The 13,450-nt window shown below is 63.0% G+C and carries 7 protein-coding genes; 4 read left to right on the top strand and 3 right to left on the bottom strand.

Annotated elements, in window-relative coordinates:
* Nucleotides 1–14 precede the first annotated feature (14 nt).
* Complete coding sequence (locus ACYVIA_RS21005) at nt 15–2,828, top strand: ATP-binding protein (RefSeq protein WP_460844135.1); 2,814 nt, start codon at nt 15–17, stop codon at nt 2,826–2,828.
* A gap of 234 nt (nt 2,829–3,062) precedes the next feature.
* On the opposite strand, the gene ACYVIA_RS21010 is transcribed toward ACYVIA_RS21005, so the two are convergent.
* From ACYVIA_RS21010 to ACYVIA_RS21020, 3 genes are all read right to left on the bottom strand, one after another.
* Nucleotides 3,063–4,154 carry a porin gene (locus ACYVIA_RS21010; protein ID WP_460844136.1) on the bottom strand — a complete coding sequence of 364 codons (1,092 nt, stop codon included), beginning with the start codon at nt 4,152–4,154 and terminating at the stop codon, nt 3,063–3,065.
* Nucleotides 4,155–4,331: 177 nt separating this feature from the next.
* Nucleotides 4,332–5,660 (bottom strand): guanine deaminase, encoded by a 1,329-nt coding sequence (guaD, locus tag ACYVIA_RS21015; RefSeq protein WP_460844137.1) that lies wholly within the window; start codon nt 5,658–5,660, stop codon nt 4,332–4,334.
* Between the two features lie 166 nt (nt 5,661–5,826).
* Nucleotides 5,827–6,117: a GNAT family N-acetyltransferase gene (locus tag ACYVIA_RS21020; RefSeq protein ID WP_460844138.1), complete on the bottom strand. Its 291-nt coding sequence runs from the start codon at nt 6,115–6,117 to the stop codon at nt 5,827–5,829.
* Nucleotides 6,118–6,368: 251 nt separating this feature from the next.
* Between ACYVIA_RS21020 and ACYVIA_RS21025 the strand changes: the two genes are divergently transcribed.
* From ACYVIA_RS21025 to ACYVIA_RS21035, 3 genes are all read left to right on the top strand, one after another.
* The gene (locus tag ACYVIA_RS21025) at nt 6,369–8,915 is read left to right on the top strand and encodes a PAS domain S-box protein (protein WP_460844139.1); all 2,547 of its coding nucleotides are present in this window, start codon (nt 6,369–6,371) and stop codon (nt 8,913–8,915) included.
* A 220-nt stretch (nt 8,916–9,135) separates the two neighbouring features.
* Nucleotides 9,136–11,979, top strand: a complete 2,844-nt coding sequence (locus tag ACYVIA_RS21030) for an ATP-binding protein (RefSeq protein ID WP_460844140.1) — start codon at nt 9,136–9,138, stop codon at nt 11,977–11,979.
* A gap of 162 nt (nt 11,980–12,141) precedes the next feature.
* The gene (locus ACYVIA_RS21035; protein ID WP_460844141.1) at nt 12,142–13,449 is read left to right on the top strand and encodes an MFS transporter; all 1,308 of its coding nucleotides are present in this window, start codon (nt 12,142–12,144) and stop codon (nt 13,447–13,449) included.
* Nucleotide 13,450 lies beyond the last annotated feature (1 nt).

Below are 13,450 nucleotides of genomic sequence, written 5' to 3' on the forward strand. Positions count from 1 at the left end.
TACCCGAGGAGCTGATGGCTGCAGCATCTTTACTGGAGCGTTCTGTCGCAGTTCGCGTTGCATTCGCCGCCGCAATCGGCGTCGCAGCAGTGGCGCTCCAATGGCTGATCCAGCCGTTTGTCGGCTCACGCGTTCCTTTCCTGTTTTTCCTTCCGGCGGTACTGCTCATTGCGATGCTGGCCGGGCGCGTGCCGGCGCTTGTGGTGCTGGCGATAGGTGCAATCAATGGTGTGCTGCTGCTGCCGCCAACGGGGGAACCGGCGATCGCCGCCGCGCAGGACCGGGTCTCTGTGCTGATTTATGTGCTGGCTGGTTCAGTGCTGACTGTGCTTGGTGCGCGGCTTCAGTCGGTGACGCATCGCGCCGCGCAAGTCGAGCAGCGCCTGCAACTGGTGCAGGAGAGCTCCGGCGTTGGCATGTTCGAAATCGATCTCGAGGCCCGCACCATCTTTGCGTCAACGGCGCTGGCCGCCATGTTCGGCCGGACCGGCATGCAGACCAAGAACGGCCTGCTGGCGCTGGATGAGTGGAATGCGCCCCTGCGCCCGGAAGACTTGCAGGCGGCGCGGGACGTCCTCAAGCAAAAGCTGCAGGAAGGGGTGGAAAGCTATTCGCATGAGCACCACATGGTGCTGCCGGACGGGCAGCAGCGCTGGTTCCTGAGCAAGGTGCATATCGAGAAGGACCACAAGGGGCGGGCGGTGCGACTGCGTGGCGCAACCGTCGACGTCACCGAGCGCAAGCGCATGGACGACCTGCTGTCTGAAACACAAGCGATGCTCACGCAACAGGTGGAGGACCTGCACCGCTTGCATGAGCTCAGCAGCCGATTGCTGGAACTGGACGACCTGTCGAGCCAGCTGCGGACGATACTGGAAGTGCACGTCGGCCTTCACGGTAACGGGAAAGGGCTGCTCTCGCTGTACGATCCGGGGCAGGACGGGCTGGTCGTCGTGGCGAGCGTGGGTTTTCCTGATTCGGCCTTGCAACAGCTCCGGTCAATGATTGTCGGCAAGACCGCCTGCGGCCTTGCCTATGCCGAGAAACGCCGCGTCGTGGTCGAGGATACGGAAATCGATCCCGGCATGGCCGGCTGCCGCGAATTCGCGCGTGAGCAGGGCTTTCGGGCGGTGCACAGTGCGCCATTGATCACGCCGGGCGGCAAGGTGCTCGGCGCCATTTCCGTGCAGTTTCCGCAACCGCATGTACCGGATGAGCGCGAAATCCGCCTTACCGACATCTGCGCCCGAAAGGCAGCAGTGTTCGTCGAACGGGCGCGGGCACAGGCCAGCGCCATCGAGAGCGAGCGCCGCTTCCGTGTCGCGCTTGATTCGTCGGCCGTTCCCTTCACCGTACTTACCCCCGTGCGCGACCCCGACGGCAAGATCATCAATTTCCGCTGGACCTATGCCAATCTCGCTGCCGCGCGCGTGCTGTGGCGGCCGATCGAGCACCTGATCGGCCGGCGCGTCGACGAGTTGCTGCCGGGCAGCTGGGGCGTGCCCGGGCTCTTCGAGCATTTTGTCGCCGTGGCGGATGCCGAGGAAACGCGCGAATTCGAGCTGCATTCGACGCCGCACGGCATCGACGGCTGGTTCCATGTGGTGGCGTCGCCGCTGGTCGGTTCGGTGGCGATCTGGTTTGCCGATGTCACCGAGCGCAAGCAGCATGAGCAATCCTTGCAGGAAGCCGACCGGCGCAAGGATGAGTTTCTCGCCACGCTCGCGCATGAGCTGCGCAATCCGCTTGCGCCGATCCGGCAGGCGGCGCTGGTATCGAAGTCGCCGCTGGCGACCGAAGAGCAGAAGCGCTGGAGCCACGACGTGATCGAGCGCCAGGTGCGCCATATGTCATTGCTGCTCGACGACTTGCTCGATGTGTCGCGTATCACGCGTGGCATGCTGCACTTGCGCAAGGAACCGGTGGAGCTGGCGGCGGTGATCGATGCCGCGGTCGAGACTGCACGGCCGCTGATCGATGCGAAAAAGCACGCGCTGAAGATCGAGCTGCCCCCGGAGCCCGTGCGTTTTGAAGCCGATCCGCTGAGGCTGGCGCAGGTTGTGGGCAATCTGCTGACGAATGCCGCGAAATATACGGACCCCGGCGGCATCATTCAGCTGCAGGGGGAAGCGGCCGACGGCGAAGTGCTGATCCGCGTGTCGGACAACGGCATCGGCATCCGGCATGAGGCGTTGACCGAAATCTTCCAGATGTTTACGCAGGTGCGCTCGACCCAGGATCGTTCCGGCGGCGGACTGGGTATCGGCCTTGCACTGGCAAAAGGCCTGATCGAGCTGCATGGCGGGTCGGTCGTCGCCAGCAGCGCGGGACCGGGGCAGGGCAGCCGGTTTACCGTCCGGCTGCCGATGCGCATCGCGGCCACGCCCGGCGTGCCGGCGGACATCGTGGTGCCGCCGCAGTTTTCACGCGTGCGCAAGATCCTCGTTGCAGACGATAACCGCGACGCGGCGGAAACACTGGCCGAGTTCCTGCGCCTGCAGGGACATGAGGTGCGGGTTGCCTATGATGGCGACGCGGCACTGGCCGAATTCGCGCGCTTCCTGCCTGACGTCGCATTGCTCGACATCGGCATGCCCGGGCTGGATGGAAACGAGGTTGCGCGGCGCATCCGCGGCCTGACCGGCGGCGCAGACGCGATGCTGATCGCCATCACGGGGTGGGGGCAGGACAAGGACCGGCGTCGCGCATTGTCGGCGGGCTTTGATCACCACCTGACCAAGCCGATCGACCTGCAGCGGCTGAACCTGCTGTTGCTGGACGAGACGGTCGGTCCGCTGCCGGGCGAGGCAAAGCGCGCCAATGGTTAAGGCTACGCTGAACAAGTTCGCGCGCGCCACGCATCCTGACTTCGGGCGGTCCGCGGCGTTGCACATCCTCGCCATGGTCCCGCCATGGCTGCGGTTTGCGCCTTGCGTCCCATCCCGAATTCAGGCGCGTGCCATCGCGGGACTTGTTCAGCGTAGCCTTAACGAACCTGGAGCGGAAAACAAAAAGCCCGGTACGAAGCCGGGCTTTTTTGCTGCATGCCGGTGCAAGCCGGATCAGAAGCGGTGACGCATGCCGAGGCCGAAGCTGTTGCCGCTGTCGAGATCGGTGATGCGGTCGTTCATGTAGACCGCATACAGGTCGGTACGCTTGGACAGGTTGTAGTCGTAGCCGATCGAGGTGGTGTTGCGCTTTTGTTCTGCGCCAAAATCCACGCCGCTGCGGCGGGTTTGTGCCCACGCCGCCATGATCTTGCCCTGTCCGACCGGGACGCTGGCACCAAGGGAGATCGTCTTGTCTTCCAGGTCGATGTCATGCTTGGTCTGGCCATAGGTTGCAAACAGTTTGGCCATGCTGAGTTCATAGCTGCCGCCGAGCATCCATGCCTTTTGGTTGGTGGCGGTGCCGTGCGCAACCGACGAACCAGGGGCCCAGAGAGGGTTTCCTACATCAACATTGTGATAGAACGCCGTGAATGCGAACGGACCGCGGAAGTACAGCATGTTGACACCGATGTTGTTGGTGCCGGTGTCACCCGCTACTTCACCGAACTGGTAGTGGATGTTGGCCGTCATGCCGCCGATGTTCGGTGTGGTGTAGCGGATGGAGTTGCTCCAGCCGGTATCTCCCGCAATCGAACCGGACCACGTTGGCGCGTCGGTCGTGCTGTTAAAGGTCGGCACGTCCGCATGCAGGATCAACGGAGCGAACGTGTACGAGTCGCCGAACGGATTGAACAGGATCGTCGGCAGGAAGTGCGGTGCCAGTTCGCGACCCAGCGAGACTGCACCGAAGTTGCCGGACAGGCCGACGTTGGCGTCGCGGGAGAACAGCGTGTCGGGGAAGGGGCGACCCTGCACGCCGGTATCCGCCTGGAAGAAGCTGGTCAGCAGGAAGTGCGCCTTCAAACCGCCACCCAAGTCTTCCGTACCCTTGAACCCGAACCAGGAAGTCGTCATGCCGCCGCTGTCGACAACCGATTTGCGGTCGGTGTCGCCCGCGTTTTTCAACGAGCCGGCGAATACGTCAACCAGGCCGCTGACGGTGACGCCGGTCTGAGCGGCAGCCGGTGCTGCCATTGCAGCCATTGCGCCGGCGATGGTTGTTGCCAGCAGCAGTTTCTTCATATTGATGGTGTTACGTTGCATGACATTTCCCTGTTCAGATGCAGTTGGGTGAATAAAACGGTCGCCATTCTACGTTTCATTGCACCTGAAGGGGAGCACAGGCATCACGTTTTGATAAAAATTGCGGGTTCTTTTGTCAATCAGTTAACGCTGCGCTGAACCGGTTCACGTACGCCGCGAAATCATTCTCAACCGCGCTCAATGTGCGCGCGCATGAATGCAGCGGCCGCCGCTGTATGTCGCTGCCACAGCACGATCATCGCCGAGCAGTGCAAAGGCAAACAGCAGTTCTTCCAGGCTGCCGCTGCGTACAGTGCGCCGTGCGAGCAGTGGAGTCGCCTGCGGATCAAGCACGACAAAATCCGCCTCGGCGCCAGCCGAAAAACCGCCAATCACGCTGTCGAGCTGCATGCTGCGCGCGCCGCCCAGCGTTGCGAGATAAAACATGCGCAGTGCAGACAGGTGGGTGCCGCCCATGCGCGCTACCTTGTGGACTTCGTTCATTGTCTGCAGCATCGAGAACGACGTGCCGCCGCCGACGTCAGTGGCCAGCGACAGCGGGATCTGCGCCGCATCCGCTTTCGCGAAATCAAACAGGCCGCTACCGAGGAACAAGTTGGAGGTCGGGCAGATCGACGCCGCCGATTGCGTCTCGCGCATGCGCTCGCGATCATGGTCGTCGAGCCAGATGCAGTGCGCATACATCGCGCGCGGGCGCATCATGCCGAAGCGGTCGTACACATCGAGATAGCTGCGCGAATCCGGGTACAGCGACTTCACCCATGCCACTTCGTCAGTGTTTTCCGCAACGTGGGTCTGCAGGAAGGTGTCCGGATAGGCGCGCGCCAGTTCGCCGGCCAGCCGCAGTTGCGCTTCGGTCGAGGTGGGCGCAAAGCGGGGCGTGATCGCATAAAGCTGCCGGCCGCGTTTGTGCCACTTGTTGATGAGTAGTTCGCTCTCGCGCACGCCACCCTCGGCGCTGTCGCACAGGAAGTCCGGGCAGTGGCGGTCCATCAGCACCTTGCCTGCCACCATGCGCAGGTTGCGCTTGTCGCTCTCGGTGAAGAAGGCATCGACCGACTCCGGGTGCACGGTGCAGTACACCATCGCCGTCGTCGTGCCGCAGCGCGCCAGTTCGTCGAGGAAGAAGGTGGCGACTTCCTGTGCATAGGCCGGATCGGAAAACTTGCGCTCGTTCGGAAAGGTATAGGTCTCCAGCCACGGCAGCAGACCCGGCGCGGGCGAGGCAATGATGTCGGTCTGCGGATAGTGGATATGCGTGTCGATGAAGCCGGGCACGATGAGCTTGCCGCGGTAATCGTGCAGCTTTGCGCCGGCCGGCAGTTTGTCGCGCAACTGCGCATAGTCGCCGGCAGCGAGGACGCGTCCATCCTCGACGATCAGCAGGCCGTCCTCATGCCAGCGATGGGCATTGTGGTGGAAGGCGGGATCGTCGGTGAAATGGAGGATGCCGGCGCGATAAGCCTGGCAGCCCTGGGTGCCGGGATGGGCTGGGGAAAATGTCATGCGATGCTTTTCTGTCTATGCAGGCCGGGCACGCGACGCTGCCGGCGCGCCGCGCCGACGGCGTGCGGAGTCCTTCGAGTGGTTTTTGCTGTGCTGTATCGTTCAGCGCCCGGGCAATTACCTGCTTAATTGCCTGTGCAACTGCGTGGCTGATTGTCGGGTCTGATTAACTCTCTGACTTGACCCGGTCCTGGTATTCAGGATGTTTCGCGATGTAGCTGGCGATGAATTCGCACACCGGAACCAGTTTCCGGTTTTCGGCGCAGGCATGGTCCAGCGCCTTTTTCGCCAGCGAGGAGCCGAAGCCCTTGCCTTCATTGCCCGATACGACTTCCGTGTGGGTGAAGCGGATGGCGTCACCGGCCAGTTCATAGTCGGCGAAGGCAACGATGCTGCCATTGTCGAGCAATTCGTAGCGGTGCGCCTGGGAATTGTTCCGTAGTTCTGCCTGGCTCATGGTGTCGAACCTCCGTAAGCGTGTTCCGAAAGAAGCCGATATTCTGCCAGCTTAGGCATGCCTCTACATCGGGCAAGTGATATTGCTTTTTTTATTTCCTTGTGGCAACGTCCAGAAGTCTCACAGTCGGCTGCTGTGCCCAAGTGCGGCAGTAGCAAACAGACAAGCTGGATACCGAACAATACAAAGAAGGTGCCCGTCGGCAGCTGCCGGCATGCAGGTGCCGCAGCGGTAGGGCTGGAGCCGTATTTATGAACAAATTAATCGCACTCTGTGCAGACCTTTACTGGGAGCAGGACCGCAAATGCCGTTTCACCCAGTTCAAGCGCATGGAAGCATGCCGGGACATCAGTGCCGGCGCGATCGAGGATGCATTGGGAAAGGCGCCGTGGGATGTGCCTGCGATGGTGTCTGTTTCGCGCGGATGGAGCCATCTGCAGGAACTCGTGGTGCGCCATGAAACATTCCGCGACCTCGAATGGTCATGGTGCGATGCAGGCAGCCAGCGATTTGTCAGCGTATCGGGCGAGCCGGTATTCGATGCCAATGGCACGTTTACCGGCTATCACGGCCTGATGCGCGACATCACTGCACAAAAAAGCGAGCAGGAAGCATTCCGGCGTTTTCGCGCGGCGATCGACGTGTGCGGCGATCCGATCTTCCTGATCGACCGCCACAGCATGCGCATCATCGATGCCAATGCCACCGCCTGCCGGGCCACCGGTTATACCTATGACGAGCTGCTGACCAAGGGGCCGCACGATTTCCTGTTTGCGGAACCGGACGAGATCGAGCGCGATTTCGACGAGGTGATTGCAGCCGGGCCGAAAGGCACGATCCAGGAAACCGCGGCGCGAGACAGGAACGGGCAGAGCTATGTGTTCGAGCTGCAGCGGCGCGCGATGCGCTTCGAAGGGCGCTGGGTGATCGTCACCAGCGGCCGTGACGTCACGCGGCGCAAGGAAGCCGAAGAAGCGGCCGTGCGTTTCGGGCAGATGTACGCCGCCATCAGCGGCACCAACGAGGCGATCCTCCATGCACGCAGCCCCGAGGAGCTGTTCAACCAGGTGTGTGCGGTCGCCGTACGCGGCGGACCGATCGTCTCCGCGTCGGTGCTGGTGCCGAACACCTCTGACAGCTGGGCATCGGTGGCCGCCGTGGCTGGCGACGGGGCCGATACGCTGCGCAGCGTACGGATCTCCTTTGACGAAAACCAGCCGGAAGGACGCGGCCTGGTCGGCACCGCCTACCGCAGCCAGAAGGCCTGCGTGATCAATGACTTTGAGTCCGATGTGCGCATGCAGCCGTGGCGCACTGCGCTGGGCATGGAGCGCGCAGCCGCCGGGGCAGCGGTGCCGCTGGTGCGCGATGGACAATCGGCGGGCGTGCTGCTGCTGTACTCGCGCGACCGGGATGCCTTTGACGACGAGATCGTGCAGCTGCTCAGCCGCATGGCCGAAGACATTGTTTTTGCGCTCGACAATTTCGACCGCGAGATCGAGCGCCGAGTCGCCGTCGAAGCGCTGCGCGCGAGTGAAGAGAAGCACCGCTCCATCCTCGCGAATATCGAAGAAGCCTATTACGAAGTCGACCTTGGCGGCACGCTGTTGATGTGCAATGAGGCGTTTTGCCGCATGTTCGGCTACAGGATGGACGAGGTCATCGGGATGAATTACTCCCGCTGTCACCGTCCGGAAGAAGTCAGCCATGTGTTCGCCAACTTCAATGAGGTGTTCCGCACCGGCAGGACCAAGAAGGGCATCGATTGGGAACTGCTGCATCGCAACGGCACCAACATCCGCTGCGAGGGCTCGATCCATCTGGTCCGGAACGACTGGGGCGAGCCGGTCGGCTTCCGCGGCATGCTGCGCGATGTGACGGCACGCCGGGAAATGGAAGCGGCGATCCGGGAAAGCGAGGAGCGCTTCCGCGACCTGACCGAACTGTCGTCCGACTGGTACTGGGAGCAGGATGCACGTTACCGTTTTGTCCAGATCAATGGCGATGTACAGGCAAAAACCGGCATGGCGGTCGGGGCCTACCTGGGTCGCACGCTGTGGGAACTGCCCTTCGACGGCGTGACCGTCGCGCAGTGGATGGCGCATCAGCGACTGCTGGCCGAAGGCAAACCGTTCTGCGAATTCGTGCTGAAGACCTGCACCGGCGAGCAATCGCCGCGCTACCTGAGCATCAGCGGACTGCCGGTCAGGGATGCAAGCGGCCGCCTGCTCGGCTACCGGGGCACCGGCAAGGACATCACCGAGCGCAAGGTGGCGGAAGAGCGTATCCAGCATCTGGCCAGCCACGACATCCTGACCGGCCTGCCGAACCGGATGATGTTCAACCAGATGCTGGCATTCCAGGTGGAGCAGGGGCGCCGCTACGACCGCCGGTTTGCGCTGATGTTCATCGACCTCGACCATTTCAAGGCGATCAACGACAGCTTTGGCCATGGGGCGGGGGATCTGCTGCTCAAGGAAGCGGCGAGGCGCCTTTCGGCCAGCGTGCGCGCCAGCGACTTCGTTGCCCGCCTGGCCGGAGACGAATTTGTGGTGATCATCCCGGAGCTGGGGGATTCGGAGCAGCTGCGGGCCATTGCACAAAAGGTGGTGACGGCGCTGCGTGCTCCCGTGATGCTGGCGGATGCGATGCACAAGGTGACGGCCAGCGTCGGGGTGTGCGTATTCCCGGATGACGGCCAGGATGAAGAAGCGCTGCTGCGGCATGCAGATGCAGCAATGTATCGTGTCAAGCACAGCAGCAAGGACAACTTCACCTTTTATCTAGAGAACGGCTGACATGATGGGGCATGCGGCGTCCTGCTTCATGACAGTGCGCCGGTTGCTCTCGGGCTGTCCTTGGCTGTCCCTGGTGATAGGCCTTGCCGCCGATATTTAGTTGGCTGCTCCGAAGGCAATCAGGCCAGCAAGGCATGTAAAATCCCGTTGGTTTCCCCCTCGTGCGTACGAAGCGGGGAGTCTGGGTCAATTGGCGTACGCACGCCGCGGCAAGGGCAGCATGGAATCCACGCCTGGAGCAACTCCTGAAATCAAACCACCCCGGCCAGGGGATGCCGAAAAGCTTTGGTCGGTGCGTACCTTCCTGGTGGGGCTGGTGCTTGCCTGCCTCCTGCCGGGGCTGATCGGCGCGACAGTGTCATTCCTGCATCATTACCGGGATGCCCGTGTACAGCTGGAGAAAAATACCCTGCAAACGGCGCGTGCGCTGGCGCAGACGGTTGATAGCCACCTCGTCCGCGCGCAGGCGGTTGCGCAATCGCTCGCGGCCTCGCCCTCCCTTGCCGAAAAGGATTTCGCGCGTTTCCATCGGCAGGCACGCGAGGTAATGGCCACCGTCTCGGCTGGTGCCACTATCGTGTTAAGCGATGCGAACGGCCAGCAGTATGTCAATACACTCCGCCCGTTCGGCCAGCCCCTGCCGCGCCATAGCAACCCGATACAGGTGCAGCGCGTATTCGAGACGGGCAAGCCGCAGATATCCGATCTCTTCTGGGGCGAAGTGGTCTCCCGCCATATCATGAGTGTCGACGTGCCGGTCCTCCTCGATGGCAAGGTGCAATATGCCCTCAGCGTCGGCATCCTGCCGGAACAGTTCACGCCAATCATGCAAAAGCCCGGCCTGCCACCGGAGTGGATAATGACGTTCCTGGATGCAAGCGGCACCATTGCCGCCCGCAGCCAGGCGGCCGAACGGCTGGTGGGGCAGAAGGGCTCGGACGCGTATGTCAGCCAGGTGTTCTCGCAGCTTGAAGGCGCGATAGAAGCAACTACCAGGGATGGCATTCCGGTGCATTCGGTATTTACACGCGCCCCGGTCAGCAACTGGGTGATCAGCATCGGCATTCCGCGCGCAACGCTCGAAAACGAACTGTTGCGCAACCTGACGGTGCTGGCGCTCGGCATGGCCGGACTGTTTGTGCTTGGACTGGTGTGTGCCGGTTTCATCAGCGATCGGATCGCCCGCTCGGTCCGCGCGCTTACCGCGCCGGCATTGGCCTTGGGCAGAGGCGACGATGTGGTTGCCCCGAAGGTGGACCTGAAGGAGGCCGCCGAGGTGGCCAACGCCCTGATGACGACCTCGAGCCTGCTGACGCGGCGCACTGACGAGCGGGACTCCGCGCGCGAGGAGCTGGAGCGGCACCGCGAGCAGCTGGAAGTCATGGTGTCCGAACGCACGCGGGAACTCGAGAAAGCCTTGGCCACCATCGGCGAGGGTGAGCGCTTCATCCGGGCGGTAACGAACAACCTGCCAGGGCTGGTGTCCTATTGGGATGCGGACCTGCGTTGCCGGTTCGCCAACAAGCCGTATGCCGACTGGTATCGCAGAAAGCAGGACGACATACTCGGCATGCATTTGCCCGAGCTGGTCGGTGAGGAAGTGTTCGCCATCCTGCGGCCGCACGTGGCCGGTGTGCTGCGCGGCGCGCGGCAGTTCTTTGAACGCACGATGACCAGGCCCTCCGGCGAGCCCGGCTTTACCTGGTGCAGCTACATTCCGGATATCGACAGCGAGGGAAAGTGCCTCGGATTCTATGTCCTCATTTCCGATGTGACCGAACTCAAGCAGACGCAGGTCCGCCTGCTGGAGCTGAACGAGCAGATGGCCGGCGCCCGCGACCGCGCGGAAGCAGCGAGCCGGATGAAGAGTGAGTTCGTGGCGAACATGAGCCACGAAATCCGCACGCCGATGAATGCGATCCTCGGCTTGTCGAGCCTGCTGGAAGACTCCGCGCTTGGCGAGACGGAGCGCAGCTACGTCGCCGACATCAAAGTATCGGCCAAGTCCCTGCTTGGCATCCTCAACGACATCCTGGATTTCTCGAAGATCGAGGCGGGGCGCCTGGAGCTGGAGAATACGCAGTTTTCGATCGAGGAGGTGTTGCGCAATACGTCCGTGATCGTGTCCGCCAATGCCCGCGACAAGGGAATCACGACGACCTTCAGTACCGCCCCCGACGTGCCGCATGCCATGCTGGGCGACCCCTTGCGGCTGCAGCAGGTATTGCTGAACCTGACCGGAAATGCAGTGAAATTTACGGAGCGCGGCAGCGTCGATGTGCAGGTGCGCAAGCTGGCCGAATCCGACACCGAGGTGACGCTGGAATTCTCGGTGCGCGATACCGGCGTGGGCATCGCACCGGAGCACTATACGCATATCTTCGACGCGTTCTCGCAGGGCGACAACTCGACCAGCCGTCGCTATGGTGGCACCGGTCTCGGACTGGCCATCAGCAATCGCCTCGTGGTGCTGATGGGCGGCGCGCTCGACTTCAGCAGCCAGCTCGGCAAGGGCAGCAATTTCTTCTTTACCGCCCGCTTCGGCAAGGTGAAGGCGGCCGTTCAGCCGGCATGTCCATCTCCGACCGCCGGTGCCACCGGTGTTGCCGCGCATGCCGGCCGCCTTGCGGGGCTGCGCGTGCTGCTGGTGGAAGACAACGTCATCAACCAGAAGGTCGCCGGCCAGATCCTGCGCAAGGCCGGCGCGACAGTAAAGGTCGTCGGCGACGGGCGCGCGGCGGTGGACATGCTGGAGGAGTCGGCAGACAGTTTCGATGCCGTGCTCATGGACATCCAGACGCCGGTGATGGACGGCTACGAAGCGACAAGGATCATTCGCCAGCAGCTGAAGCTGCATGACCTGCCGATCATCGCGATGACGGCCAATGCCATGGCAACAGACCGCAGGCGGGCAACAGAGGCCGGCATGGATGCCTATGTCGCCAAGCCCATCGATATCAACGAGCTCATCGGCACGCTGCAGTCGCTCGTCCCCCGGGGCGGACAACAACCCGCGACCTGCGAAGCAAGCAGGCCGGCAATGGGAGAATTCCCGGGCGAGTGAGCCGGCGCGTAATGCGCAACGAGTCATGTGGAAGGTGCTTGAGGCCTTCGCTTTATGTTGTCAGTCAGTATGGATCAGCAGTCAATCGGCATCTCCATTCCGTACGTGCCGGAGGTCGAGTGGCGCATAATGGCGCCCCGGATCCCGTGACCACATTTGCGCATGACGCCTGCCCCTTCACATTCCCGCTTCGGTAACCGCGCCCCTTCCGCATCACCGGGCGGCAGTACCCTCGTGCTGCTTGCCGCCCTCTATTGCGCGCAGGGATTGCCTTCCGGGCTCATTGCGCACGCCCTGCCGATCCTGATGCGGCAGAACGGCGTGGACCTTGCCGTCATCGGCATGCTGAAGTTGCTCGCCCTGCCATGGGTGCTGAAGGTGATCTGGGCGCCTTGGGTGGACCGGCTTGCCTCGGCGCGCTGGGGGCATCACCGCGGCTGGATCCTGCCGCTGCAGGCAACCGTGCTCTCGGTGCTGGTACTGATCGCAAGCCTGCCGCCGCAGCCCTTGTTCGGCACCTATCTGCCGGTGCTGCTGGGCTTGCTGCTCGTGGTGAACCTGGCGGCGGCCACGCAGGATGTGGCAACCGACGGCCTTGCCGTGAAGCTCCTGCCCGAGCGCTGGCGCGGGCTGGGCAACAGCCTGCAGGTCGGCGGCTACAAGATCGGCATGATCGTGAGCGGCAGCGTGCTCCTGCTGGTGGTCGAGCGATGGGGCTGGGGCGCTTCAATCGGCATGGTGGCAGCGCTGGTCGCACTGACAACGCTGCCCGTGCTGCTGTTTCCCGAAAAGCGCCGCCTGCCGCGCGTGCCGGCGCTCGCGGAGCCTGCCGGGCCGCACCTGCTGTGGCGGCATTACCGCGGCTTTCTTGCAATGCCGGCGATGGGCAGCTGGCTGGCGGTGGTGCTGACGTTCAAGATCGGCGATGCGATCGGCTCGCCGATGATCAAGCCCATGCTGGTCGACCTCGGCTGGTCGTCGATGGCGCTGGGCCGGCTCACGCTGGTCAGCAGTCTCGTCGGGGTCGGTGGTGCCGTGATCGGTGGCGCGCTGTATGCGCGGCTCGGTGCACTGCGCTCCCTGCTGCTGTTCGGCTTCCTGCAAGCGGCGGGGATCGCCGCCATGGCGTGGCTGACGCACAGTGGCGGCGACACAGCCGTAGTGTACGCAGTGGCCCTGTTTGAACAGGCTGCCGACGGCATGTCCACCGTCGCGCTGTTTGCGGTCATGATGAATCAATGCCGGCCGGAGCACGAGGGCGCGGATTTCACCTTGCAGGCATGCGCGCAGGTGGTGCTGGCCGGAGTCGTCGGCTCGCTAAGCGGGATGGTGGCAAAAGGTCTCGGCTACGAAGGGCATTTCCTGCTGTCGGGAATGCTCGGCCTGTTGGCGCTGGTGCTTGTCATGCGCAACTTTGCGAAACTGGCCAAACAACCGGCGGCCAGGCCGGCGCCACACGCCGGATCCTGAT

The organism is Noviherbaspirillum agri (assembly GCF_054780595.1).

What these genes read in the sequence shown, in the direction of transcription:
- ACYVIA_RS21020 (WP_460844138.1), bottom strand. Translation starts at nt 6,117, where the DNA reads ATGAGCCAGGCAGAACTACGGAACAATTCCCAGGCGCACCGCTACGAA.
- guaD (WP_460844137.1), bottom strand. Translation starts at nt 5,660, where the DNA reads ATGACATTTTCCCCAGCCCATCCCGGCACCCAGGGCTGCCAGGCTTAT.
- ACYVIA_RS21010 (WP_460844136.1), bottom strand. Translation starts at nt 4,154, where the DNA reads ATGCAACGTAACACCATCAATATGAAGAAACTGCTGCTGGCAACAACC.
- ACYVIA_RS21030 (WP_460844140.1), top strand. Translation starts at nt 9,136, where the DNA reads ATGGAATCCACGCCTGGAGCAACTCCTGAAATCAAACCACCCCGGCCA.
- ACYVIA_RS21005 (WP_460844135.1), top strand. Translation starts at nt 15, where the DNA reads ATGGCTGCAGCATCTTTACTGGAGCGTTCTGTCGCAGTTCGCGTTGCA.
- ACYVIA_RS21025 (WP_460844139.1), top strand. Translation starts at nt 6,369, where the DNA reads ATGAACAAATTAATCGCACTCTGTGCAGACCTTTACTGGGAGCAGGAC.
- ACYVIA_RS21035 (WP_460844141.1), top strand. Translation starts at nt 12,142, where the DNA reads ATGACGCCTGCCCCTTCACATTCCCGCTTCGGTAACCGCGCCCCTTCC.